This window comes from Paenibacillus sp. Soil750, assembly GCF_001428045.1.
Classification (GTDB): Bacteria; Bacillota; Bacilli; order Paenibacillales; family NBRC-103111; genus Paenibacillus_E; species Paenibacillus_E allorhizoplanae.
Genome location: NZ_LMSD01000001.1, coordinates 490,433 through 515,101, shown reverse-complemented (window position 1 = coordinate 515,101; position 24,669 = coordinate 490,433). Strand labels below are relative to the sequence as shown.

At 46.4% G+C, this 24,669-nt stretch carries 20 protein-coding genes, 1 pseudogene and 1 riboswitch; of the genes and pseudogenes, 8 read left to right on the top strand and 13 right to left on the bottom strand.

Going from position 1 to position 24,669, the window contains the following annotated elements; translation table 11 throughout:
* Positions 1-18: 18 nt before the first annotated feature.
* On the top strand, positions 19-450 hold the full coding sequence (locus ASL11_RS02280; RefSeq protein ID WP_056609203.1) for a MerR family transcriptional regulator: 432 nt from the start codon (positions 19-21) through the stop codon (positions 448-450).
* Between the two features lie 48 nt (positions 451-498).
* Positions 499-1,260 carry an SDR family oxidoreductase gene (locus tag ASL11_RS02275; protein WP_056609200.1) on the top strand — a complete coding sequence of 254 codons (762 nt, stop codon included), beginning with the start codon at positions 499-501 and terminating at the stop codon, positions 1,258-1,260.
* Positions 1,261-1,491: 231 nt separating this feature from the next.
* Here the strand turns inward: ASL11_RS02275 and ASL11_RS02270 are convergent, their stop codons facing one another.
* The 4 genes and pseudogenes from ASL11_RS02270 to ASL11_RS02255 all read right to left on the bottom strand — a co-directional run.
* Positions 1,492-2,301 carry a class I SAM-dependent methyltransferase gene (locus ASL11_RS02270; RefSeq protein ID WP_056609198.1) on the bottom strand — a complete coding sequence of 270 codons (810 nt, stop codon included), beginning with the start codon at positions 2,299-2,301 and terminating at the stop codon, positions 1,492-1,494.
* A 152-nt stretch (positions 2,302-2,453) separates the two neighbouring features.
* Positions 2,454-2,942, bottom strand: coding sequence for a hypothetical protein (locus ASL11_RS02265; protein ID WP_056609197.1), 489 nt, complete (start codon positions 2,940-2,942; stop codon positions 2,454-2,456).
* Positions 2,943-3,064: 122 nt separating this feature from the next.
* Positions 3,065-3,655, bottom strand: coding sequence for an O-methyltransferase (locus ASL11_RS02260; RefSeq protein WP_235550344.1), 591 nt, complete (start codon positions 3,653-3,655; stop codon positions 3,065-3,067).
* A 940-nt stretch (positions 3,656-4,595) separates the two neighbouring features.
* Positions 4,596-4,769: pseudogene (locus tag ASL11_RS02255) on the bottom strand (small acid-soluble spore protein H); the annotation flags it as partial.
* Positions 4,770-5,067: 298 nt separating this feature from the next.
* On the opposite strand from ASL11_RS02255, the gene tlp reads away from it, so the two are divergent.
* Complete coding sequence (gene tlp, locus ASL11_RS02250; protein ID WP_056609191.1) at positions 5,068-5,289, top strand: small acid-soluble spore protein Tlp; 222 nt, start codon at positions 5,068-5,070, stop codon at positions 5,287-5,289.
* Positions 5,290-5,695: 406 nt separating this feature from the next.
* Here tlp and ASL11_RS02245 read toward each other — a convergent pair whose 3' ends face one another.
* From ASL11_RS02245 to ASL11_RS02230, 4 genes are read right to left on the bottom strand one after another with little or no spacing between them, the layout of a single operon-like run.
* Positions 5,696-6,328, bottom strand: a complete 633-nt coding sequence (locus ASL11_RS02245; protein ID WP_157256778.1) for a hypothetical protein — start codon at positions 6,326-6,328, stop codon at positions 5,696-5,698.
* An 8-nt stretch (positions 6,329-6,336) separates the two neighbouring features.
* Positions 6,337-7,170: an amidohydrolase family protein gene (locus ASL11_RS02240; protein ID WP_056609187.1), complete on the bottom strand. Its 834-nt coding sequence runs from the start codon at positions 7,168-7,170 to the stop codon at positions 6,337-6,339.
* Positions 7,161-9,113, bottom strand: a complete 1,953-nt coding sequence (locus ASL11_RS02235; RefSeq protein WP_056609185.1) for a hypothetical protein — start codon at positions 9,111-9,113, stop codon at positions 7,161-7,163. Before ASL11_RS02235 ends, ASL11_RS02240 begins: the two co-directional genes overlap by 10 nt.
* Before the next feature lie 2 nt (positions 9,114-9,115).
* Positions 9,116-10,033, bottom strand: coding sequence for an aldo/keto reductase (locus ASL11_RS02230; RefSeq protein ID WP_056609182.1), 918 nt, complete (start codon positions 10,031-10,033; stop codon positions 9,116-9,118).
* 112 nt (positions 10,034-10,145) lie between these two features.
* On the opposite strand from ASL11_RS02230, the gene ASL11_RS02225 reads away from it, so the two are divergent.
* Positions 10,146-10,985 (top strand): AraC family ligand binding domain-containing protein, encoded by an 840-nt coding sequence (locus ASL11_RS02225; protein ID WP_056609179.1) that lies wholly within the window; start codon positions 10,146-10,148, stop codon positions 10,983-10,985.
* Between the two features lie 371 nt (positions 10,986-11,356).
* Here ASL11_RS02225 and ASL11_RS02220 read toward each other — a convergent pair whose 3' ends face one another.
* A complete protein-coding gene (locus tag ASL11_RS02220; RefSeq protein ID WP_056609177.1) occupies positions 11,357-11,953 on the bottom strand; it encodes a sulfite oxidase-like oxidoreductase in 597 nt (198 codons plus the stop codon).
* Between the two features lie 44 nt (positions 11,954-11,997).
* Positions 11,998-12,387, bottom strand: a complete 390-nt coding sequence (gene gcvH / locus ASL11_RS02215) for a glycine cleavage system protein GcvH (RefSeq protein WP_056609175.1) — start codon at positions 12,385-12,387, stop codon at positions 11,998-12,000.
* A gap of 198 nt (positions 12,388-12,585) precedes the next feature.
* Positions 12,586-12,682, top strand: a riboswitch (glycine riboswitch).
* 210 nt (positions 12,683-12,892) lie between these two features.
* Here gcvH and gcvT point away from each other — a divergent pair.
* The 3 genes from gcvT to gcvPB are packed head-to-tail and all read left to right on the top strand — an operon-like array spanning position 12,893 to position 16,829.
* Positions 12,893-13,987, top strand: coding sequence for a glycine cleavage system aminomethyltransferase GcvT (gene gcvT, locus ASL11_RS02210; RefSeq protein WP_157256777.1), 1,095 nt, complete (start codon positions 12,893-12,895; stop codon positions 13,985-13,987).
* A gap of 35 nt (positions 13,988-14,022) precedes the next feature.
* On the top strand, positions 14,023-15,375 hold the full coding sequence (gcvPA, locus tag ASL11_RS02205; RefSeq protein ID WP_056609169.1) for an aminomethyl-transferring glycine dehydrogenase subunit GcvPA: 1,353 nt from the start codon (positions 14,023-14,025) through the stop codon (positions 15,373-15,375).
* The gene (gene gcvPB, locus ASL11_RS02200) at positions 15,372-16,829 is read left to right on the top strand and encodes an aminomethyl-transferring glycine dehydrogenase subunit GcvPB (protein WP_056609167.1); all 1,458 of its coding nucleotides are present in this window, start codon (positions 15,372-15,374) and stop codon (positions 16,827-16,829) included. The genes gcvPA and gcvPB overlap by 4 nt, the downstream gene beginning before the upstream one ends.
* Positions 16,830-16,947: 118 nt before the next feature.
* On the opposite strand, the gene ASL11_RS02195 is transcribed toward gcvPB, so the two are convergent.
* From ASL11_RS02195 to ASL11_RS02185, 3 genes are all read right to left on the bottom strand, one after another.
* Positions 16,948-21,375: an OmpL47-type beta-barrel domain-containing protein gene (locus tag ASL11_RS02195; RefSeq protein WP_056609165.1), complete on the bottom strand. Its 4,428-nt coding sequence runs from the start codon at positions 21,373-21,375 to the stop codon at positions 16,948-16,950.
* A 350-nt stretch (positions 21,376-21,725) separates the two neighbouring features.
* Positions 21,726-22,649, bottom strand: a complete 924-nt coding sequence (locus ASL11_RS02190) for a Gfo/Idh/MocA family protein (RefSeq protein ID WP_056609163.1) — start codon at positions 22,647-22,649, stop codon at positions 21,726-21,728.
* A gap of 1 nt (position 22,650) precedes the next feature.
* Positions 22,651-23,928: an MFS transporter gene (locus tag ASL11_RS02185; protein ID WP_056609161.1), complete on the bottom strand. Its 1,278-nt coding sequence runs from the start codon at positions 23,926-23,928 to the stop codon at positions 22,651-22,653.
* Positions 23,929-24,057: 129 nt separating this feature from the next.
* On the opposite strand from ASL11_RS02185, the gene ASL11_RS02180 reads away from it, so the two are divergent.
* A complete protein-coding gene (locus tag ASL11_RS02180; RefSeq protein WP_056609159.1) occupies positions 24,058-24,612 on the top strand; it encodes a hypothetical protein in 555 nt (184 codons plus the stop codon).
* Positions 24,613-24,669 lie beyond the last annotated feature (57 nt).

Sequence of the window (24,669 nt, the reverse complement as noted above, 5' to 3'; positions counted from 1 at the left end):
AAATTTGGAGGCCTCCAGATGAAGTATTGTTTAATTAGCGAAGCTTCAGACAAATTCAATATTCCAGAATCCACGTTACGTTATTATGAAAAAAAAGGATTACTACCACTAATCGAGCGTGATAATGCTGGTAGGCGGTTATTTTCAGAAGATCAAATGGCGCTCCTTGAAACCGTTATTTGTTTAAAAAACACGCACATGCCAATAAGTGATATCAAGCAATATATTGATTGGATAGTTGAAGGAGATAACACGATTGAACTCCGACTTGAAATGATGAAGAATCACAAGCAAGCTGTGCTAGCTGAGATTTTGTTGATGACAGAATCCTTAAAAGGAATTGATGTAAAAATTACACGTTACACTATCGTACTCAGGAAAGAAAAGAGTGAAAAAGACTTTGACGGTTTGCTTATCGCTGGTTTTAATACAAATTCAGAAAAGGCATAATAAATTTGTTTTTATTAAGTTAAGAAAATGATGAGAAGAGGAACTATAATGAAACTTTCAGGAAATACAATACTTATTACAGGCGGAAGTGCTGGAATAGGATTAGCTTTTGCTGAGCGCTTTATAAAAGCTGGAAATAAAGTTATTATTTGTGGACGACGTGAACATGTACTTCAAAATGCGAAAGAAAAATTCCCAAGCCTTATTACTCGTGTATGTAATTTGGATATTGAATCTGAGCGTGTAGCATTGTTTGACTGGGTAATCGCTAACTATCCAGAAGTGAATGTGTTAGTTAACAATGCAGGGATCCAACAACGCTTTAATGTGTTAAAAGCGGATCCGAAGAACAATTGGAGTTATTTCAATAAAGAAATCACAACCAACATTGAAGCACCTTTCCATCTCTCAATGCTGTCCGCTCCATTTTTTGCAACAAAAGAAGAGGCGACTATCATTAACGTGACATCTGGGCTAGCTTTTACACCGTTTGCGATTGCTCCGATTTATTCAGCAACAAAAGCGGCACTTCATTCATTTACAGTGAGTCTAAGACACCAACTCTCGAATACGTCTGTAGAAGTAATTGAAGTTGCTCCTCCGGCAGTGAATACAGATTTAGGTGGGGCGGGGTTGCATACGCATGCTGAACCATTAGATGCCTTCGCAGATGGAATTTTCAAAGGATTAGAAGAAGGTAAAAAGGAAATTGGATATGGTACTTCTGTGAATCGCTTACGCATGTCACGAGATGAAGTCGACGAACATGTGGAAAATATGTACATGGCCATGAAAGACACAATTGATTAACTATACTTATGAAATAGATACTACCATTGTGTTGGTGCTTTTTCCGAAATCATAAATCAAAATGACAGTTGTTTTGACTTCGCCTTGGCATATAACAAAGCAAAACTCGCCGCAGTGTTGGCGAGTTTTCTTTATTTTATTTATCCATTTCTTATTCCACTAACCTGCCCGTTACTTTAATAAACAAAAAAGAGGAGCTGCCGCGAAGCAAGCTCCTCAAATATCGTCTTTCTATAGTTTTCTTGCCTTGAATACAAAAGTCACAGGAAGCATCTCTGCTTTTTTTGCGAAAGCGCTGTTAGCCCCCGATTGCATAATTTCATCATCAGATTCCTCAATCATTTGCTCAATGACAAATCCCGCTTTTGCTAACGCATTTACATAGGTTGATAGTTTACGGTCCGATAATGTTAGCGTACTTCCTCCAAGAGATAGCGAATACCAAGATTCATCGAAATAAGTTTTTTTGAAAACAAGCATATTATCTTGCGCAGCAACACATTTGTGTATTGGGTGAGACCAGCTGAAAATAAATACGCCGTCTTTTTTTAGGTAAGAAGCAATCCGGCGAAAAGTACCCTCAAGGTCAGTTGTCCAGCCTATTGCATAAACCGAATAAACAAAGTCAAAATAATCCTCTGGTATGCCACATTCTTCTTCCATAGGAGAACAGATTAATTTTGCTGAAAGACCGAACTCCGTCAGATGTTGCTTTGTCTTTTCGAGTTGGTTCTCTGATATATCCATACCCCATAGTTCAGATGCTTTGCGTTCCCCCAGATATTGCAAAGATTGACCGCTTCCACAGCCTATTTCCAGTATCTTTTTTCCTGAGACATCGCCAAAAAGCTGGCATTTTTCTTCTGAAACAAATGCTCCATAAAGAGGAAGTGAGGTTGCTCCTAAAACATCATTTCCTTTTGTATCCCAAAACAAGCTGTTTGTTTCATGAACAACACTCGTATCCATGTCGTCGACCGAGATGATACCAACCTCACTACCGCCTATAATGCTTTTCCCATAAACAGTATTCTTCTCCATGCCGACGACCTCCCCAAATAAGGCTCACTCAATATAACCCCAACTCTATGATTGGATAAATATGCAAAATTATCATATCGCACGTACTTTCTTATGTAAATGCCGTCTATTTCGGAAATTGTTACCTTATATACTTGACCTCTTTTTCAATGTTAACTAGGAAATAAATATGGTGATTCATAAAGTTCCACATACAGCCCAGACAATTTTATTTCGTGAAGTACTTCCGAACTATCGTCATTGGATCCAAGATACATATAAAAATCGAACCCAAAGTGTACAAAAATATCATTAGATTCCAGCTTGCACCAATACTCGTCTCGAAGAACAGCCTGAATAACTGTATTCAAATCAGAGATATAGATAATTTGTCCTTCCTTCAGTGGCGATTCTCCCTCGAGATTCGTTACTCTAAGATGTTTAACTTCCAGCTTATTCATTAGCGAGATAACACTATTCACATATGCATTTGCTACTGTTTCATACTCTTCCTTTGTTACAGTTTTGCCTATATCACTGTATGAAGTCCATTCATTGGTTTTTTGATAGTTTCCCTTTTCGTCACGATAATCAGGATTGTATTTCGTTACTCGCCATTGGTACCGCATGAATTCCCCGCCTTTAGGTTGAACTATTTTCATTTTATATCATCCACAAGAGTCAATAAAAGCTCGTTTTCCACTATTGTTATCCGTTAGCGAAACGAAAAGCTGCCGCTGTTGGCATTTGATTATGAAAATTGTTCACTGTTTAATATCATTATTCACTTCTTTGTTGCGATGATTAATCCAGTGGACCAATTTAACTTTGTTATTATTAAATCTTCTCTACTGTCCAAATAACCAATCAATTCCTCTACCTTTGTTGCATGTTCATCAGGCCAGGACGGAATCGGTAATAAATCATCAATGATATATAGACCTCCAGGCTTTAGTAAGACTAAAGCTTCATCTAGTACATAAAATTTCCCAGGCCAAGTATCAGCAAAAATAAAATCAAACTTTTGATTTGCTATTTGTTTTATAAATTCTTCTCCATCCATGTTGTAAAACTGAACCCTATTATCAAAGCTTAAATGTTTCTTGGCTATATTTTGGATAGTTTCATCCAGTTCAACAGTCAATAAAGATGATTCTCTATCCATTCCATCTAATATCCAACTTGTCGATATCCCCGCACCAGTACCCAATTCTAATAGCATCCCATTTTTACACGAACCTGCTAACGTTCGTAGTAAAGAAGCTGTCTCTAAATCACAGGACATCTTGAAACCCATCGCTTCTGCATCAATTGCAATGTTTTCACTTATTTCAGGTTTCCTGACGTTTTGTACTTGCAACATTTTAGCATGCATACATATACCCCCTTAGATAAAATTAGTATAAAAGATTTTTTGCGCAACAACTTCTCGAACTATCTTGCCCGTTACTTGAATGAAAACAGGGAGCAGCTGCCACGCAATCTGCTCCCTGTTTATAGTGTGATAACGAGATTGGTTCGTTTAGATTCATGGATAAAACCTAATTTTTTATATAACGACTTAGCAGCTTCATTTTTGATATCTACAGCTAGACGAACTTCCAAAACTCCGAAATCTTTCTCCGAACGAAATCTACTGTACCAAAACAGTCGACTACTATGTACATATCCTTTTCTAAGAAGCTTAATGAAAAAAAGCCAATGATAGTCTGATTAGTCTCAATAACAAAAGTATTTTCTCAGGTTCTTCTCCCTGGCTCATCCAAGGATAGCTCAAACTCTCCAACGGAGGTACCATTCAATAAGTGAAAAGGATCGCGGTTAATCAAAGTTACAATTTTCTCTGTATCAGTCCGCTTATGCAATCGAAAGATAACTTCAGAATACTGCACTAAGTATCTCATCCTTTACAGTAGGTATGTCCGCTATAAAATAGTTTCGATGTATAGTATATTACCACATTTTTACTATTATGTTGTGCTAAACTGCCCGTTCGTTTAGCAAGTTACGGTCAGTCTACTGCTTATCGGATTAGCGCTCTCTCTAAGCTTTTTTACGAAAATAAGACTAAAGCCGCGTTTCTCAAGTGAGTTACGCGGCTCTTAATATTTCAAGTATTTAGTGGGAGCACATAAGCCTAACACATGCTTATCAATATCCCTAGATTCACTTTCATTATTTTCTGGATAATCTGATCCATAACATCTCATGGAATATTATGGAAATCACTCATTGATTCATGATTAACATATTTCTTATCATTTAGGTGATGGGCATATCATTTTAATGTCTGCAATATCTAACATTTGGGAGCTCTCGACTAAACTGCTTAAAGGTACGCTTTGCTCGTTTTCAGGTTGATCCAAAGGATAAATTCTGGCTGTATCATTCTTTTCGTCGACATGTTGGATGTAGATTGGCGTCCCATTATAAGTAACATCAACCATGGCTGGTGAAACTGCAATCTCTTGAGCGCGTTGAATGTTCATTTTTTGTCCTCCCTTCACGTACTAGTTACATTATTTGTACGTTTGAAAGGATGTATTCATGGTATGTTACTCACGTTAAAATCCCAAGGACAATCCTCTGTTCTACTGTTTCAAGTTCGTCTGGCCTTCAGTCGGTCGCTAACCAGATTTTGGCGTTTTATCGGTTATATTTCTATTTAAACGCTTTCGTCTTAAAGGGACGGGGTTGCCGTTTTTTTGTTTGAATGAATAATTTGATTGATCATTTGGAATTGTATAACAGGATGTTAATCTATCGCAACAAAGGGAGGGAACTACAATGGCTAAGCCAGACAATCGCGAAGATAATCCAGCCCGTATTCAGAATGCCATCGATAATACAATGGCAAATCTAAACGAAGCTGAGGAATACTTGGATGAACATGCGGATGAAATTTCTGCTGTAGACAAAGAGAGCATCGAATCCAAAAATGCTCGCCGCAAAGAGAGCATCAATGGATTTATCGCAGAGAAACGAGACGAATCCAACGCACAAGAATAACAGATTTTCCCACTTATTAAAATCACCCTGTAGTCGAGATATCGGATAACCATTCTGGTTCAACCGAAGTCTGCTATGGGGTGTTTTTCTATGCCCGATAGTTGAGAAAAAAATGGCTGCCGTTTCTTCGTATTTATTATAAAGAAGGCTATAGTTTTCGAGGCATTAACCATCAAAATAACGTGATGCGCATCCGCCAATCCTGTTATTACTTGTTTAACGGCTGGATTTTAGTTATAGCGCGGCGCCAAACCCAATTTGCCTTCGTGTCAAGGAATGTAAACGTTAGTGTGTCACTTCAAGCCATAAAGAATGCAGGGAGCACGCCCCCTTGCACCCCGATACTTGCCGTAGCGCATCTACGTTCCCTTCTGGAAGGAATGTTTATGCGCTATATGTTCAGTTATTAAAATGACAAGATGGTGTCCAACTTTTCCCACAAGACTGGCCCTAGCTCACTCTCCGACCAGGGGATAAAATGCGGCTCCATGATCGTGTGCCAGTTCTCTGGCGTAATCGGTGCAGGCCATTTCATTCGCGTCGCCCCGTGTTCGAACGCGGGCGCCGGACGCTCATGATAGGAGAAGATCAGTTCCTCATGCGCTCCAATGATATAAGTCGGATTAAAGCAGCTCGGTTTCTCCTCCTGCATAGCGTAATGATAGAAGATATAGCTGCTGTACTTCGACGGTTTCAATCTCGCAAGCATACCGACTCGCTCACGGCCGGATTGTAATCGATCTCCCCTTATTTCCGGCTCACCATCGTGGTATATATCGAGCATCGGAACGGCATACCGCTGCACGCCTCCAAAACCGCCCGGCCATGTCTCCAGCAGCTGCAGACACGTTGTAGGCCATTCCCATTCGCAGCGTTCACTCGTCGTTTCAAAATAGAGAAATACACCGCTCCCCTTCGTGAAAATCGAGCAGTTCACTACACCCTGCCCCCGAAGTTGGCGCTGCCAGCTTGCGGCTTCTTGGGCTAACGAGAGCGCGAAGCCCACTTCGCAGCCTTCCTTCACCTGCGACCTATACATCCTTCTCATCATGTCAGTATCGGGTAGAATCGGTTGGCGTTGCCCGCGCGAATCATTCCCTTCTCCTCCTCTGCAAGAGTATCAGGAAGCACTGCCTCGAACAAATTGATAACATCCATATAACCACCTGCCTGCAAGGCGACCGGCCAATCACTGCCGAATAATAGCCGGTCGCTGCCAAACAGCTGAAGCAAATGATCGATATAAGGCCGCAGCCTTTCAGGATGAAATCCGCCTGCCATCGTGATCATACCGGACAATTTAACCGCCACGCAGGGAAGCTGGGTTAGCCGTTCCATGCCTGTTTGCCACGTTTCCTTTCGCTGCTTCCGAAGATTCGGACAGCCCAGATGGTTGACGACCGCCTTTAACAGCGGCAGCTCCTCTAAATACGACGCTACATCTGAAAGGTCATCAGGCTGTACGAGCAGATCCAGCGTGAGATCAGCCTCCAGCAGCGCAGCGAGCGCCGACCGCAGCTTGTTCCGGTCGGCCTCGGACCGTTCAGAGCGAAATGCGCTGCCACTTAATCGAATGCCGGTAAAGCGCGGGTTGGCCTTCAAGGACTCGAGCTCTTCGTGAAAAAGATCCGCGAACGGATCGAGTCCTCCTCCCACACCGGATATAATCGGGCAGGTCTGCGCCAGCTCCAACAGAAACGCCGCTTCCTCAGAACTAACGGCGGCCTGTATGGCTACAAGCCCCTTAACACCGAAAACGCCCAGCTCCGGAAGCAGCTGCTCTGGCAAGTAGTCCTTATAGAGCAGCTCATTTTCGGGCTTCAACCAACCGTAATCACCACGCGATGGCTTCCAAAAATGAACATGGCTATCTATATACACGGTGCTTCGCCTTCCTCTCCCTTACGCCCTGCCAGTAGATCAGCAGCATAGGGGTTCGGCCACGGCATCTCATAGCTCGGCGGATTAACGTATCGCTTCATGCCAAGCTTCAGCCTAATGCCAGAGCCTTGCTTCAGATGAACTGCAAGCCATTTTCCTTTGAGCCCATCTAGCGAGCCTCGCGGGTGCCCATCTGCGTCAATTCGCTGGGCATCGGTGAATTCGTGCTCACCAAAGCCCCCTGCCTGAATGACGACCTCTCGCTCGTCAAATAAGCTGGTGTTGCATAACTGCAACGTCACGCTGTCTGTTGTAAGCGATTCCACTAAGGCTGATACGCCATGTGGAAGACCTGGCCGTTTCTCCTGCGAATCAAAGTAGCGCACTCTAGCATGCTGCAGACCACCGTGCGAGATATGCATCGGTCCTCCCAGTGTCAGCTGTACAAGCGACTCGAAATAAATCGGGCACATTTCCTGCCAGATATGAATGTTAGAAAAGTCACCGTCTGCAAAGCCGCTTTTCCACCCGTGCGGGTCGCCTTGATCCGAGCGCATTCGCTCGAGTTGTCGACCGACCAGCTCCATATTGGCGTCCAATATCCGCTTCGGATAATCTGGGTTTAGCCCTCGAATGTACTGGAACCAAGGTTCTGTATTGCCGATATAGTGCTTCGTTTCCCTTCCTGTCCGGCTGTCCCTTCCCGATACGACAGGCACAGTTATTTCATTCCAGTCATGATCCTTCGGAATCCGCTCTAGCCGCTCTAAATCCTCGTCGGCCATGGACATCGTCCACAAATAGACCGGATACTTCGGCAGTGCCTTTCGCCAATCATACCAGCCATTATCCCCGTGCTTATTCGGTACGAGTATCTGGCCATTCTCTTCCCGCCGCAGCGCCCAGTTGGCATCCAGCTGAGAACGGGCAAGCTCAAGTTGGTTCATGTCTCCCGTCAGTAAAACGGCGTTCATACACGCGTTCGTCAGCGGCTCGATGATGGTCATAAAGCCGTGCGGCCATCTCCAGCCGTAGTAGCCTCCCCACCATTTGCCGTCATTGTACTCGCCGATTACATCGGACAGACCGACATTGTCGGGAATAATGCCTCCATTATTACCAGTACGCTTTTCCCATGCTGCGAGATAATCGACCACCCAATCGCGATAGACGGCGTCGCCATTATGCATGAATGCATGCGCAACCAATCCGGTTGCATTCAAATTCAGCGGGACATCGCCCCGGTTCATTCGCTCATTCATCATCGCAATCAGCTTCTGATATACGTCATCGTTAGACCAAGGGCATTTGCCGCTCGCAAAATCAACACCTGGAATATCTTCATACGGTGCAGGATAATCGTCGAGAATGCTGCGATGCGTGACCCAATCCTCTTCCGACACCGTAAACCGCGGACCTTTACTTCCGTTCAATGGTGATCGGATAAGCTTATGCTCTTTATCGTAATTCGGAGCATCCGGATCGTCTCCCATATACATGCTGGCAAAACGAACTGCTCTCTGCTTGTCCTTGCGTGTAACGGGACCAGCAAGTCCGAGAAAGTAGAGAAACAAATAACCTTCGCCATGATGCATCCAATCATAGTAAGCATCAAATTCTCGGTGAATTTGCCCATACTCGGTCCATTGCCAAGTAATCCCTTCCCAAATCTTTCGCGATACTTCATGGAGTTCACGACTGCCCCCTAACACGTAAAGCAGTGCTAGATTCATGAACCCTTCATAGGGATCATCCGAGCCGTCCATACCCGGCCATTCCTTCTGCCAAATCAAGCTTCCATCCGGTTGTGTGTAGCGCTCTACAAACTCCTTTGCCGCCTGATTCAGCGTAGCAAATAACCACTGTTCCTGCAGCGCCCACTCTGGTGCAACCATTCGCTCCTCCGCTACAATCCTTGGCAACATGCTCTCTTGTGTATTCATTTCTATTCCTCCTTCTCAGCCGGAAATAAACATTTGCCCTGAAATAAAGCATATACCTGTTGCAGCTCATCTGGATCCAGTCCATGCCCATCACAAAATGCCAAGTTCGTGCGCAGCACATCCGGTGTGGCGGCTCCCGTCAAGGTAACATGAATGCCCGGATTCGACAGACTAAAACGCATAGCTGGCTCGACGAGACCGTGCGGCGCTGTTTTGCGTAAAAACGCGAGCTGTTCCATCCGCTTTGCTGCCTCATCGATGAGGTTAGGCCTCAAAAATGGTGCCGGCGTATCGGCAAGCAAGCCGAGTCCGAGCACGCTGCCGTTGATAACACCGATTTTCTGCTCTGCTGCGAGCGGGAGCAGTTCGTCCTTCGCCGTATGATCAATCAGCATATATCTCGTATAAAACTGGATGCTGTCAAAGCGATTTAGCCGGACATAACGCTCCAGAAGTGATAATATCCTTGTTGAAACGCCGATATACCGGATTTTTCCATCTTCCCGCAGCTTCTCTAGGGCTGGAAGTGTCTCGTTCACAATCGTTTCATATGGAACCTGCTCCACATCGTGAATTTGTAGTAGATCAATCCAATCCGTTTGAAGCCGTACCAAACTATGCTCAACTGAGCGAATCGTTGTCGCATAATCGAACGATTCTCCCGGACCTACTGCCTTCGATGCCAACACGACCTCGTTTCTTCTGCCGCCGTTCAGCGCCTTGCCGATTCGGCGTTCCGACTCACCTCTGCCGTAGCTCGGTGCCGTGTCGATAAAATTGATGCCGCTATCCAACGCCTCATGGATCATCTTCTCGACGTCGCGTTCATCCGCAGGTCCAAAAACCCCTCCAAGGGGTGCGCCGCCTAGCCCGAGTTTCGATACACGAAGACCGGTGCGGCCGAATGTAGTATACTCCATTTGTCTATCCCTCCTACTGTAAATTGTAGTGTTCATCCTTTATAATCAAAATAGCCAGAGTTCCCCATCTTATGGCATATCTTCTCTACTTGAGGAAGAGGCGAAAGCAGGCATGGAATTTATTTATACGGAACCGATCGGATTAACCGATCTGGCAGTGCTCGAGGTCGGCACAGAAAATTGCCTGCCTGACATGTCATTCGGGCCTAGCGTAAGAGATATGTACATCCTTCATTACATTCACATCGGATACGGCACTTACTCCACAGGAGGCCGAACGGAAACGCTTAGCCCTGGTGAACTGTTCCTCGTTATGCCGGACACCGTCCACTCGTATCGTGCTGATCCGGATGAGCCCTGGCACTACTCGTGGTTCGGCTTTGTCGGGACGTTAGCCCCCCGTCTGGTCGAACTGGCCGGATTTTCTGTCCTGTCACCTGTTCGAACTGCTGACTCGTTACTGTCCATTGAATCTCTTTTTGGTAATTTAATGAGCCTGCGTAATGAACCAGCGAAGGAGCTATTTCTGACCGCTCTGTTGTATCAGATATTCGGTACGCTGGCCATACCGGACGATGCACCTCCCCTTAGAGCTGATGTCGGACACCACGTACGCAATGCGGTTTCCTATATGAACACCCGCTATGCCGATCGCATCGGTCTAAACGAGATCGCTGAGCATGTAGGACTAGACACCAAATACTTGTGCCGTCTCTTCCAGCAGCGCCTGTCCATGTCACCCTACCGATATTTGACCGATGTTCGAATGAGAAAAGCTTGCCGTCTTCTCCGAAGGCAGCTTCTCGGCATCGCCGAAATTGCCCAATCCGTGGGCTACCAAGACCCCCTCATGTTTTCACGCATGTTTAAACGGACCATTGGTCTTTCACCAACAGCATACAGGGAAAAGGCCAAATTGGAGAGCGGAACTACTTCCTATGAAACTTCTTGATTTTTCCTAAAAATGTAAAGAAGCCTATCGATGATAGGCTTCAAATGGTATAATATCTCTCGTACAACTGAACTTGGGTGGTCGGCATCCTCCAGAAAGGAGGTAATGCCTATGTCATTTTCATTTCATGAGTTAATGCTGTTCGGGATGTTTATTCTCGCACTTTTAACCTATGTGAAAAGAAAATAACCCCACTCAGGTTAGCGCCATAGGGTAGGGGTTATTCATTTCCGGTATGTCACTCGGAGTGTCTCCATCCAAGTGTTGTGCAGGAGACGGACCGCGAATCCGTCTCTTTGGTTATATTTACTCTAACATACTCTATTCATACCCGCAAATAATTATTAAATGCCACTTAAGTTTTTGAACCGTTAATCAAAATCGTAGCGTTCCTCTTTCCACGGATTTCCATACATATGATAGCCATTCCGTTCCCAGAAGCCTGGCTTATCCTTCGCCATGAACTCGATGCCTCGCAGCCATTTGGCGCTTTTCCAGAAATAAAGATGCGGAACCACCATACGTACAGGTGCTCCATGGTCAGGTGTTAGCAGCACACCATTATGTCGGATGCCTAGAAAAGACGTCTCCAACAGGAAATCTTCCAGTGGAAGATTTGTCGTCCACCCATGTTCCGCGTGCAACATAACATGAGTTGCTTCTGATTTCAACTTCACCTTGCTCATGAGCTCTGAGACGGCAATGCCTTCCCATATATTGTCCAGCTTGGACCATGTCGTGACACAATGTATATCGTTAGCAAATTCCTTGCGCGGCAGCGCCATGAAATCCTTGTACGAAATGCTGAACTCTTCTTCCACCAAACCGAACAAACGCAAATCCCATTTGCTCATGTCGTTGTAGTAGGGCACGGACCCATAGTGCAGCACAGGCCAGCCTTGTGTCAGCGTTTGCCCAGGAGGAACACGATCATTCGGATCCTGCGGCAGCTTTTGCCCAAATTGCATGGAAAAACCTCCATCCGTTCTACTTGCATCGAAATCAAAATAACTTAGTCGTTACCGATATAGGAGCCGTATTCCGCAGCGCTTAATAAGCCTTCCAATGCTTCCGGTCCTGAGATTTCAACCTCAACCATCCAGCCTTCACCGAAAGACGCATTATTAACTAGCTCTGGCGAGCCTTCCAATGTGCTGTTCACAGCCGTTACTTTACCTGATACCGGGCAGAAAATATCCGAAACCGTTTTGACCGATTCCACACTCCCAATGCTCTCATTCGCAGTTACAGAAGCGCCAACTTTCGGAAGCTCTACGAATACAATATCTCCCAATTGATCTTGTGCAAAATCGGTAATCCCTATGCGAACCACCGTATCCGATAGCTTCTCTACCCACTCGTGCTCTTTGGTGTATAACAAATTGGCTTGTACGTTACTCATCAGTCCACGCCTCACTTACTTACAAATTTTGCTTTTAGCTTAATCTACTGTGAACATCAAAGTCAAGACGGCTGTACGAGAAGCTGTGAAAGGACCATGCTGAACCTCCCCTGACCCTCTAAATCAAAAGTTATTGTTGACAATCTACACCAATTTAGACACATAATGAAGTTAAGTAGACTAATTAAATATTGGCGAATGAGGATACAGGGAGAGACTGCCGAGCACGATGGCGGCGCCGAAGGAGTAAGCCCAAAGCGGTGAATCTCTCAGGCAAAAGGACCTGTATCGGACGCGACTCTGGAGAGCTTCGAGCACTCGTTAAACACGGGAAATCGGACACCCAAGGGGAAACTTAACGGTGGAATGCATAGATTCTTCCGTTCTAGGCAACTCTCAGGTATAAAGGACAGGGGCAAAAGGTATGTTTGTGTTGCATACCTTTTGCTCCTTTTTGTGTTTCCGACATATAACCAACGGTAAATAAGCGAATGAAAGTGAGGTTATTTGCATGCTGAAACGAACACCGCTCTTCCCGATTTACGCGGAATATGGCGCGCGAATCATTGATTTTGGCGGCTGGGAGCTGCCCGTTCAGTTCACTGGCATTCAAAAGGAGCATGATGCTGTCAGGGGGCAGGCGGGGCTTTTTGATGTATCGCATATGGGCGAAGTACGTATTCAAGGCCCGGATGCTTTCGCATTTTTACAACGCGTTACGACGAATGATGTGTCCAAACTGGTGGAAGGCCAGTGCCAGTACAGCCTCCTATGCTACCCGAATGGCGGTGTGGTTGATGATCTGCTCGTTTACAAGTACAGCGACGATGATTACATGCTCGTTATCAATGCCTCCAATATTGAGAAAGATATCGCTTGGCTGCAGCAGCACCTGACAGGTCAGGTCCAGCTGCGCAACATTTCTGATGAAACTGCCTTGCTGGCATTGCAAGGTCCGAAGGCTTTAAACATTTTAGCTAAATTGACCGACGCACCGATTCACGCATTGAAGACCTTCCATTTCCTCTCAGATGTGAAAGTTGCCGGAGTAACAACGTTGGTATCCCGCACCGGTTACACAGGTGAAGATGGCTTTGAACTGTATGTCGATCAAAAGGATGCCATCACATTATGGCGGTCACTGCTTAAAGCAGGTGAGGAGCATGGGCTCATCCCGACTGGTTTGGGTGCTCGAGATACGCTTCGCTTTGAAGCGCGACTCCCCCTTTACGGGCAGGAGCTATCCTCGGAGATTTCGCCCTTGGAGGCGGGACTTTCCTTTTTTGTAAAACTAGATAAAGGTGATTTCATAGGGCGGGATGCCCTGCTCGAGCAAAAAACAAATGGTGTGCCCCGTAAACTTGTTGGCATTGAAATGCAAGAACGCGGCATTCCGCGTCCTCATTATGCCGTATACGCTGAAGGTAAACAGATTGGTGAGGTAACAACAGGTACGCAGTCTCCAACGTACAAAACGAATGTCGGCTTAGCTCTGATTGATTCCGCGTATAGCGCCCTAGGTACGGAAGTCTTTGTAGAAATTAGAGGCGCGCAAGTGAAAGCTTCAGTCGTTACTACCCCTTTTCACAAAAAGAAATAATTCCCGAATCCGGGTTGGAAGGAGCATCCTTTGACATGAAACATCGTTATTTACCTATTACGGAGCAGGATCAAAAGGAAATGTTGGAAACCATCGGCATCTCCTCCATGGAAGAGATGTTTAGCGATATCCCCCAGCAGGTGCGGTTTCAGGGTGAACTGCAAGTGGGGAATGCCCTCAGTGAGCAGGGATTACTCCGATATATGCGCGAGTTGGCAGGGCGCAACGCGGATTTCCAGCGCTACGCTAGCTTCCTTGGCGCTGGCATCTACGATCATCACCTTCCAGTGGTGATCAATCATGTCATCTCGCGGTCCGAGTTCTATACCGCGTACACGCCTTACCAACCGGAGATTAGCCAGGGGGAATTGCAGGCGATTTTTGAATTTCAGTCGTACATCTGTGAGCTCACCGGCATGGCCGTTGCGAACGCCTCGATGTACGATGGCGCAACCGCGCTGGCCGAAGCAGGCGCGCTAGCCAGCGGTGCGACGAAGCGCAGCCGTCTGCTCGTGTCCCGCGCGGTGCACCCAGAGGCGCGCGCTGTCTTGCGCACGTCCGCCCGCGGGCTGAACTTGGACGTCGTCGAGATCGCGGTTACACCCGAAGGTGTCACCGATCTGGGCGATCTCGCGTCCAAGCTCGAGAGCGACGCTGCCGCCGTCATCCTCCAATCGCCGAATTTCTTCGGCTGCTTGGAGGATATCGCGGCTGTGGAGCCGCTCGCGCACGGCGCGGGCGCACTGCTCGTCGTGAGCGCGAATCCGCTCACGCTCGGGCTGCTCGAAGCGCCGGGCAAGCTCGGCGCTGACATCGTCGTCGGCGATTGCCAGCCACTCGGCATCCCAGCTGCGCTGGGAGGGCCGAGCTGCGGCTACTTCGCCGTCGCGGAGAGCTGGATGCGCCGTATGCCGGGGCGCATCGTGGGCCAAACCGTGGACCGCGATGGCAAGCGCGGTTTCGTGCTTACGCTGCAAGCGCGGGAGCAGCATATACGACGTGAGAAAGCCACGTCGAACATCTGCTCCAACCAGGCGCTTCTCGCGCTTTGCGCATCCGTGTACTTGTCCACGATGGGCAAGCAAGGCATTCAGGACGTTGGCACGCTCAACGTCCGCAAAGCCCATTACGCGGCGAATCGCCTTGCCGCGTCAGGTCTGGAGCTGCCGTTCAAAGGCAGCTACTTCAATGAATTTGCCGTCAAGCTGCCGGACGGCACGAACATCGAGGAGCTGAATCGTCAGCTCCTTCACAAGGGCTTCATCGGCGGCTACGATCTTGGCCGCGACTATCCAGAGCTAGCCAGCCATATGTTAATCGCCGTCACCGAGCAACGAACACGCGAAGATATCGATGCCTTCGCAGCCGCATTGGAGGAACTCGTATGAACAACGAAAAAGCCCTTATTTTCGAAATGAGCCATCCTGGACGCGTCGCGTATTCCTTACCTGAATCGGATGTTCCCGACGTGAATATCGCTGAACTGCTTCCTGCCAAGTTTCGGCGGCAGCTCGAACCTGACCTACCCGAAGTATATGAAGTCGATGTCATCCGCCACTACACGGCGCTTTCTCGTCGCAACTTTGGCGTAGATAATGGTTTCTATCCGCTAGGCTCGTGTACGATGAAATATAATCCCAAAATCAACGAAGACGTCGCCCGCTTCCCCGGCTTCGCCCATATTCACCCATATCAGCCGGAAGAATCGATACAAGGCGCGATGGAGCTATTGTACAATCTCCAGCATGATCTCGAAGCGATCACAGGCATGGATCGCGTAACCTTGCAGCCTGCGGCTGGCGCACATGGTGAATGGACGGGGCTCATGATGATTCGTGCTTATCACGAAAGCCGCGGCGAGCATCGTACCAAGGTCATTTGTCCAGATTCGGCGCATGGCACGAATCCAGCCAGTGCAACGGTTGCTGGGTTCCAAACCGTAACGATCAAATCCGATGATCGCGGCCTCGTCAATCTCGACGAATTGCGCCGTGCCGTCGGTTCAGATACGGCCGCGCTCATGCTCACGAACCCGAACACACTCGGTTTGTTCGAAGAACAAATCGTCGAGATCGCCGAAATCGTGCATGCCGCGGGCGGACTGCTTTACTATGATGGCGCGAACGCGAATGCCATTATGGGCATCACGCGACCAGGGGACATGGGCTTCGATGTCGTCCATCTCAACCTGCACAAAACCATGAGCACACCGCACGGTGGCGGCGGCCCAGGCGCTGGCCCTGTCGGCGTTAAAGAGCGGCTGATTCCTTTTCTGCCTACGCCGCTCGTAGCCAAGCGCGAAGATAACAGCTTCTATTTCGACTACAACTATCCGCAGTCCATCGGTCGCGTCAAAGGCTACTACGGCAACTTCGGCATCCTTGTTCGTGCCTACACGTATATTCGTACGCTGGGTCCGGAGGGCTTGCGCAAAGTATCCGAATACGCTGTGTTGAACGCCAACTATATGCTAGCTCGGTTAACGCCGTATTTCGACGTACCGCATCCCCGCTTCTGTAAGCATGAATTCGTGCTATCTGGGAATCGCCAGAAGAAGCTGGGCGTACGTACACTCGATATTGCCAAAAGATTGCTCGACTTCGGCTACCACCCGCCAACGATCTACTTCCCGCTCAGCGTGGAAGAATGCATCATGATCGAGCCGACGGAAACGGAAAGCAAGCAAACGCTCGATAGCTTTATCGATACGATGATCGCCATTGCCAAAGAAGCAGAAGAGAATCCAGAGTTGGTTAAAAATGCCCCATACACAACTGTTGTCAGTCGGATGGATGAGGCGTTGGCCGCTCGGAAGCCGGTTCTGAACTGTACCTGCGGGTAACACGCACATCAAACTTACGCGACAATATGTGAAAAGGCTGATCCCTAAAGTAGAATGCTACTTTAGGGATCAGCCTTTATTTGGTGTTACGACCTCATTCTAAGATTAACTCCTAATTTCACTGAGATGACCATTTCACAATCAAATTATTGGCATCCGCAAGAAAGATAGCTTTTACTCCGCTGTTATCCATATCTTTCCCAATTTCTGCTTTATTCAGATGCTTCACAAAGTCCTCCATATGCTTTGCAGCCTGATCCGGTCGATTCATCTCCATTTTATGCTGCGCCTGCTTGAGGGCGTTGTTCAACTGAGATGTTAATGATTGGCTTAAAGAAGCACTATAGCGAGTAAGCAGCTGATCCATGGCTTCAATGCTGGTTGTCACATGGATTTGGACATTTTTAAGCAATTTATTCCCTGCTATATCTTCAACCATGATAGATACGTTATTACTTCCAACTTTTCCCGCTAAATCGAAAACTACGCTTGAGCCCCGTGTCAGATCTAACGCATAGACCGAGCCACTAACCGTGATTTGTGCAGAGGCTAATCCAGATAAATTATCGGATACTTGGAAAGTTAGAGGCAGATGATCATCAAAGGAGTCTCCCTCCCTTAACTCATTGCCATTGATCAAAAACTTATAACTAGGCAGTGTTACATCAACATGCACGGTCTGCTGTTTCACTTCTTCCACATTGCCTGCCTTATCCACGGAGTGGTACTGGATTGAATAAGAACCGTCTTGCGGTAGTGTAAACGGTCCCGAATACGCCGTCCAATTCGTCGAATCACCAAGTGTGTATTCCGTCTTGGCTACTCCAGATAACTCATCGGCAGCATGTAACGATACGACATTCGACGTGTACCAGCCCCTGTTAGCCACTCCTGCCATAGCAAATTCGGTAACTGGCTTCGTTTGATCTAAAAGGATCGAGACTGAATCTGACATTGGCGATTCGACAGATACGCTGGTAGATGTAACCTTATAGTAATAACGTACTGCAGGATCAACTCCACTGTCCGTGAAGCTTGCTGCTCCTCCCTGATAAATAGGCGCATAGGTGCCACCTGCACTGGTTGATCTATACAGTGTATAGGAGGTTGCTCCGATCGCTTTGTTCCAGGAAAGCTCCGCAGAATGGGATGTTGTCGAATCAACCTGAAGTCCCCTTAAAGGATCATGTGTCTGTGTTTGATCAACAATCATCAGCCAGTTGATCAACGGATCCTGTGAGGCTGTATTTCTCACCGTAACCGTGATCGTGCCATCCGTCACATCAACAGAATTTCCATAGACTGTATTGGAAATATAAGTGATCGCATTCTTTTTAACCCCATTGATATATAAGTCAGCTTTCCTAGAGGCATTATTCCATATATCGTTGAAGCCTGTGTACACGGTGTAGGAACCATTTTTCACATTGAACTTGTAGGTCAGGTCCGTACCCGCAGGGGAATTACTAACATTGCCGCCATTCAGATATCGGAGTGTTGAGAAAATATCTCCACTAGCTGACCCTGCTGAATTCGAATTCGTTCCTACATAGCCCCAAGGAGCTGGATCGGCAGCGTTATACGCCTGTTCAACTACGTCCTTATTAACAAGTGTATCTTGCAGATATGAGGTTAGCTGGCTGTAATCACTTGTCGCATAACCACCGCTGTTTACGAAATAGATGGTCTTATCAGGAATGGCGTACATTTTAAACCGTAACGCTTTATTATTAAACTGTGGAAGAACAGCCTGTAAGGTATACACACCTGGAAGTGCAAATGTATTCGCCGTTATAGGCTGTGAATTTACTGACCATGTTACTGCGGTTGTCGTTGCAACCGTTGCACCACTTGGGAGTACTGCTACCTGAGTCGGTAAATTCAGTACTGCTCCCGTAGCAACAACTTCAGGCAATTTCAGATTAATGTCCATTTTGCCCATACTGTTCAATACATCTTTATTCCAAGTGCTATACCATCTGATCGAGATATCCGTACCTTGCCCAAATTCAATGGGCAGCCATACATATTTGGCACCGCCATTTGTCGTAAACTGTCCGCCATTCCAATCGTCACCCACATAAATGAATTTTCCTTTCGCGGGGTCAACTGGGATCACAAATGTCGATTGTGATTTAAATGCTGTCATGGGGTCTGGATCTGATGTCGATGTCCTTACAAATGGATTCATCGGCGTTGACCATGGACCGAACATAGAGTCTGCCACACTGAATTTATTCTCATTCGGAGACCATCCAGTTGCACCGGAAGTGATCATGTAGTATTTTCCATTCGATTTAAAAATAGCTGGAGCTTCACGCTGAGTACCTGGAAATACTCTTATATAATCTGAGCCGTAAACAGCCTTATAGCTAGTATCGCGGACAGGTTTGCCGTTAGCATCTACATGGCCATCTGTGTGCCAACCAGTCACGTCAGAGTAATCATCCAACAGCTTGGAAATATAGATTGTTAAGTTTTCTTCACTGGAATAGATGAGATATCCCGTACCATCATCATCTTTAAACAAATTCATATCGCGTGCCATGCCAGGGTTGCCAGGCTGATAATCGATCTGCCCCGCTGGTGCTTGATCCATGCGGTAGCTCTTCTGGTAGATAAACGGCCCTAAAGGTGAATCACTTATGGCATAACCAGCTTGCGCTTTGCCATAGTTCGCGTTGTTATTATACGGATCTTTATCTCCATCAATATGAGCCCACATGACATATTTTTTTGTTTTATCATTGTAGATAACTTTGGGTCTCTCAATAATTCGGCCCATTCGAATATCTGCCCAGATGTTTAACGTATCCGTTCTACCGGCATAGAGCGAGGAAATATAAGGATCGTTCGTAAAATCATCCATTGATTTTACCATCGTCAGTGCCATACCTTCATCTGTCCAATTATACAGATCCGTGGAAGAGTAAACTCTCACTCCAGCTGCAGGCCATGCACCTTTATGGTATTCACCGTACCAATAATATTTCTGCGTTTTCTGATCATACATGATACCTGCTCCATGGGCATCAATGGGGTTACCACTGATATCTGACCAGACCGTACCAGGTGTAAAAGCCGTTCTCACTGTACCTACGCCAAGCGGATCGGATAAGGCTGATGAGATCCCATTTATGACGGCAACTATTTTATAAAAGTATCCTGTGCCTTGCGTTAAGCCTGTATCGATATACACCGTATTCGGACCGCTGTATATCTGACTATACGTTCCAGTCGCACTTGAGGATCTGCTTATTTGGTACGTTACGGTTGTTCCTTGCAGGGCATCCCAGGTTAATGCAGCTGTTGTATCTGTAACTGAAGCTGCTTGGAAATTTCCAGGGGCATCATAGCGATAAGTAGAAGCCTCTACAGATGCTGCTGGAGATTCACCAATCGAGTTATAAGCTTTGATTTGATACTTATAAGCTGTGTTAGGATTTAAACCTGTATCTACGTAGTTTAATGCTGTCCCATCATATACCTGAGTGAATGTGTTCCCCGCATCAGCAGATCGATACACCCGATATCCAGTTGCCTTAACTGCCGCTGTCCAACTCAAATTGATTTTCGAGGCATTTACAGCTGTTGCAGTCTGTCCCGTAGGTGCTGCTGGTGGTGCTGGCGTAGTCCGCACACTTATTTCGGAGGACCATTGCGATTCCGTCAGTCCGCCATAGAGAAAGGCTACTTTATAATAATACGCGGTATCTGAAAGTAACCCCGTATCCACGAAACTGTTGGTTGTGTTAGTAGATATAAAGGTATAACCGCTATTTGCCGTTGTTGAACGATAAATATTGTAACTTGTTGCCCCGTCAACTTGCGGCCAATTCAGGGTTATCGTGGAGTTGGTTTGTGTGTTGGATTGAACCCCTGAAGTGTTGACAGGCGGTGCGTCTGTTACTTTCACATCATCCAAATAAATGGCTTGCCATTTATTCCGAATGCCGATTTTCCCACTTGGAAATGTGGTGTCGGTCTCATCAAAAATTAGTTTATCAACGCCATTGTTAACGATATAGCATCTAATGGAATTGCCGACCGTAACCATTTTTAGCGTATACCACGTGTTTTTGTTCATCGGATAACTGAAGCTTCTTATCGTTGTATCCGTTCCGTTGATTCTTTTGGAAAGAACCAAGCCAGTAGTCGTTTGCATTTGGAAATAATAAAAATTTCTATAGTCCTGAACTCGCGCCAGAATACCCGGGTAAGCTCCACCGGCACCTGTATAGAAACGCATAGTAACGGTAGCATTCGTCCATGCAGCATCTCCTGCGGTAATAATCCCTTCACCAGCGTCCGTCTGATTTAACATTTTATTACTGGCGTCTGTGGGGTCTGTATTCACTTTCCATGTTCCAGAGGTTGCTGTCCATACTGGATTAGTCGTATAATCGCCGTCCGAAAAATCATCCTGCAAATAGGTCGTGGGTAGTGCAGGAGCCGCTGAAGCTTCTGGTTGTTTGGTGAGATTAAGAGATGTAATGGCTATCAACAGCAGAAACCATCCTAACAGTTTGTGCTTTCTATGCATCATGCTCCGTCTCCTTTTGTGGTTGAGATGAGGTGGCTTGAGTGATGAGTACTGTAACCTCCCGTACATTGAATTTCGCATTGCGATTTCATCACCTCTGTCTATATGGTAGAACCATAACCCACATCTGTGTAGTCTACATACCGTCTAACACTGAACAATCCTTCCTTTCGCAGCATGAACAAAAACAACTTATATGAACTCTCGCGTCTTCCAGCTACTTATAAACTTGGATTCTATCAATCATTGGACTTTTTTGCATATTTAGAAAAATGAAAAAAGCCGCCATCTTGTCTGAACAAGATGAGGGCTTCAAGATTAGTTTAAGGTCCGGAACCCGGTTCGGCTCCCCTTCACACAGACAGCTTCTCCACCAGCTCGTGCGAAGCCAGCACCCGATCCCCGCGAATGCCACAAGCATTCGGATTATCCAGCGAGTCCAAGAAATGCTGGACGACACCGGCGAAGCCTCTACGCTCTAGCACGGTGTCCCAGCTGCCGAAGGTGCGCAGGCGCGGAGCGGCATTTTTATCATAAAAGACCGCTGACTCCAAATTCGTCACCTCGACGGATCTTCCACTGCCGTGCAGCTCCACCTTTTCCAAATCAACACCAGCGAGTCTGACCATACTGTAGGAGCCTATCGCGGAACCAAAGCCCAGCGTACCTGAGGCATGCAGCAGCTTGCCGTTATCATCCACTTGTTGATGGGAGGCCATCACTTCGTAAGAGCTTTCTCCTAACCAAAGTAACGTGTCCAGCATGTGGATCAAATCGTCATACAGCGTTTCTTTGGCACTGTGTCCTTGCAGCTTGGTACGATGTTTGACGGCTGAAGCCACATCGAATCCGCCCGCTTCCTGCAACCACGTCTTTGCTTCGATATATAGAGGTGCGTAGCGACGGTTGAAGCCCGCAGCAAGAAGCACACCTTTGCGCTCCGCATAGGAAGCCATTTCCACGGACTCTGCCCACGCATACGAAAGCGGCTTATCTACATAGACCGCAACGCCATGCGCCATACATGTCATCGCAATATCATAATGCGTCGATGTCGGGCTATGCACGAAAACAGCATCCAACCCAAGCGCTAATAATTCATCCAATTGTGTCGTCCCGAAGGGCACTCTATACTTCATTTTCATACGTTCAACGGTCGCAGCCGTAGAGCTCATAATTCCAACAAGGTCCACCCGTTCATTGACGGAAAGAAGCGGTAAGTATACTTTTTGTGCAATATCGCCTAAGCCGATGAGGCCAATTCTTTTTTTTGACATGCTAAACACCACTCCTTATTTCTGTTCGTAATACATAACGTCCTACCCACAAGCCAAGTATGAGCAAGATAGCGCCAACTACCGTGGATACGCCATACACCTGCACCCACTCAGGTTGATCCACAATGAGGGCATAAATCTTCCCACCTGCAACAGGTCCCAAGAAAGCTGCCAAACCTGTGATCGCCGAATACGTCGCAATATACATCGGTCGCTCACTCTTTGGAGTATCCCCGATTGTAAAAGCGAATACCATTTGATTGAAGCCTCCCAAGCCAATCCCAAGCACAATATGAACCAAGAACAGCACAACAACAGCAGGAATGAAGGCGATAGTTCCCCATAATAAACACGCTAACGCAATGATCGGTAACGACCATAATAACAAGGTTTGGGCCGTGAATCGTGCATTCAAATTTCCCCATACATAATAGCTAGCCATCATGACTAAGGTATGTACCACTGTAATATAGGAAACAGTTCCGTAGGAAATGTTCATCAACTTCAGCATGACATAGGAGAAAAGAGGCACGGTCAATCCTTGCACGAAGAGGAAGGAGGCCAGGAAAATAATCGCTTTGAGAAACGCGCGATCCATTAATGGCTTCTGGAGCATACCAACTGGATTGGATGCCGTTGAAGGCTCAAAAGGTGGATTCGGGTACAAAAAGTAAGCAATCACGTTAAGAACCACACAAACACTTACGATCATAAAAATATAATTGAAGCCCTGCTCACCTGGGTACTTATCGAGAATCTGACCACCTACGAATAGCGCCAGCGAGCTCACGCCACCCAGAATGGTATTACGCAGTCCAAAATAACGTCCACGAATCGGTCCAGGTACGGCATCACTGATCAGTGAGGTCCACACAATCCCCCCAGCCGCATTTCCTAGATGCGCAGCCGTGTACAGAATCATATAGGTAATCACCCAATACTCTTGCGGCAAGACAAAAGGAATTAAACCGACACAAGCCCATAACACACGATGGGTAGATCCGAAAATTATCAGCATCCGCTTCCGATTTCGGAATTTCTGCATAACGACAGCCATCGCAATTTGCACGATATTGACGACTGTTGTGATCGCTAGAATAAGTCCGATCTCGGTCGAGCTTGCGCCTAAGTAAATCAAGTAACCGGTTAGGAACGGTCCGCCAAGCAGTTGAAAAATAATAACAGCAGGAAAACCCTCAAATGTCGCAACGAGTAAGCTTTTCCGGTAGGTGGACATTTTTTTCTTCGGTTTGCGCGCGTTCGGATCGAATAATTTCATAGGCATAAATCTCCTTTTGTCGGTTTAGCAAGGTTAGCAGGATCTAATAGTTTACAACCTATGGGTTGCTTATGTTAAAATAGTAGAGACTACCTAATCTATCATGTCAGGCGGGATCATCGTAAACTTATGAAACCTAAATATTGGGGTTTGCTGGCAACTTTGTTGCTCTTTTTGATTTTCATTGTACTCTCTATGAAATTTGAGTCAACTACTTATTTGTATGTCGCTAGTGTTTGCCCAATTCTTGTCGTGCCTTTTTTACCTGATATTCGCTCGAATCAATATATTAAGCCCAAAGGGAACGGTGCTGTACGCCTCATTTCAATGGAAAACAAGGACAGCGGTGATACTGATTTTCTCGTGATCCTTTTTGAACCTGGTTATATCAAATGGAATGGCGGCAAGCTTTTCTTCAATCTAGCAGATAATATGAAAGATGTGTATGTAAAGCCAGATCCATTTGCGGCAACGCTTACTGTACTCAAATACGACCTATTCAAGCATCGCCGTAAGAAGAATTGGATCGGCATTTCCTTAGATCAACTTGAGCAGCGAACTGAACAGCTCTCTTATACAACCAATGAAGTGAACCGTCTAATTATTCGTACTTCGGATATTCAAGAATTACTGCAAACCAACTTTAAACAACCTGCCTCTGTGGGACAACAGGTCGGCGCCTAATAGTCATAAAACATAAAATCACCCAACGCTTGAGATCTGGCCTACATGCAATAAGCA

Coding starts and splice junctions, on each gene's coding strand:
- ASL11_RS02280 (WP_056609203.1), top strand. CDS start 19: ATGAAGTATTGTTTAATTAGCGAAGCTTCAGACAAATTCAATATTCCA.
- ASL11_RS02275 (WP_056609200.1), top strand. CDS start 499: ATGAAACTTTCAGGAAATACAATACTTATTACAGGCGGAAGTGCTGGA.
- ASL11_RS02270 (WP_056609198.1), bottom strand. CDS start 2,301: ATGGAGAAGAATACTGTTTATGGGAAAAGCATTATAGGCGGTAGTGAG.
- ASL11_RS02265 (WP_056609197.1), bottom strand. CDS start 2,942: ATGAAAATAGTTCAACCTAAAGGCGGGGAATTCATGCGGTACCAATGG.
- ASL11_RS02260 (WP_235550344.1), bottom strand. CDS start 3,655: ATGCATGCTAAAATGTTGCAAGTACAAAACGTCAGGAAACCTGAAATA.
- tlp (WP_056609191.1), top strand. CDS start 5,068: ATGGCTAAGCCAGACAATCGCGAAGATAATCCAGCCCGTATTCAGAAT.
- ASL11_RS02245 (WP_157256778.1), bottom strand. CDS start 6,328: ATGTATAGGTCGCAGGTGAAGGAAGGCTGCGAAGTGGGCTTCGCGCTC.
- ASL11_RS02235 (WP_056609185.1), bottom strand. CDS start 9,113: ATGAATACACAAGAGAGCATGTTGCCAAGGATTGTAGCGGAGGAGCGA.
- ASL11_RS02230 (WP_056609182.1), bottom strand. CDS start 10,033: ATGGAGTATACTACATTCGGCCGCACCGGTCTTCGTGTATCGAAACTC.
- ASL11_RS02225 (WP_056609179.1), top strand. CDS start 10,146: ATGGAATTTATTTATACGGAACCGATCGGATTAACCGATCTGGCAGTG.
- ASL11_RS02220 (WP_056609177.1), bottom strand. CDS start 11,953: ATGCAATTTGGGCAAAAGCTGCCGCAGGATCCGAATGATCGTGTTCCT.
- gcvH (WP_056609175.1), bottom strand. CDS start 12,387: ATGAGTAACGTACAAGCCAATTTGTTATACACCAAAGAGCACGAGTGG.
- gcvPA (WP_056609169.1), top strand. CDS start 14,023: ATGAAACATCGTTATTTACCTATTACGGAGCAGGATCAAAAGGAAATG.
- gcvPB (WP_056609167.1), top strand. CDS start 15,372: ATGAACAACGAAAAAGCCCTTATTTTCGAAATGAGCCATCCTGGACGC.
- ASL11_RS02195 (WP_056609165.1), bottom strand. CDS start 21,375: ATGATGCATAGAAAGCACAAACTGTTAGGATGGTTTCTGCTGTTGATA.
- ASL11_RS02190 (WP_056609163.1), bottom strand. CDS start 22,649: ATGTCAAAAAAAAGAATTGGCCTCATCGGCTTAGGCGATATTGCACAA.
- ASL11_RS02185 (WP_056609161.1), bottom strand. CDS start 23,928: ATGAAATTATTCGATCCGAACGCGCGCAAACCGAAGAAAAAAATGTCC.
- ASL11_RS02180 (WP_056609159.1), top strand. CDS start 24,058: ATGAAACCTAAATATTGGGGTTTGCTGGCAACTTTGTTGCTCTTTTTG.